Source organism: Photorhabdus tasmaniensis (genome assembly GCF_011189505.1).
In the GTDB taxonomy this organism is placed as follows: domain Bacteria; phylum Pseudomonadota; class Gammaproteobacteria; order Enterobacterales; family Enterobacteriaceae; genus Photorhabdus; species Photorhabdus tasmaniensis.
Genome location: NZ_PUJU01000267.1, coordinates 1 through 247, shown reverse-complemented (window position 1 = coordinate 247; position 247 = coordinate 1). Strand labels below are relative to the sequence as shown.

The window sequence follows — 247 nt, the reverse complement described above, 5'->3', positions numbered from 1 at the left end:
TCCCGGTTGACCAGAGCAGCTCCATCAATGCCCGGTCACGTACCCCCTGCAACGTCGTCAGGTCAGGCTGCGCCAGTATCTGTTCGGTTTCATCAATGGTCAGAATATAGCGTGGCAGATGCTTTTCCAGTCTGGGGAGTTCAAGGTCCGCCGCCGGGTTCGCCAGTATCAGGTTCTGTTTCGTCAGCCATTTGAACCAGACCTTCAATGGCTCCAGTTGGGTACGTTGCGTCCGGGTGCTTAACGG

At 56.3% G+C, this 247-nt stretch carries 1 pseudogene; it reads right to left on the bottom strand.

Going from position 1 to position 247, the window contains the following annotated elements:
* Nucleotides 1-247: pseudogene (locus tag C5471_RS25550) on the bottom strand (site-specific tyrosine recombinase XerC); the annotation flags it as partial.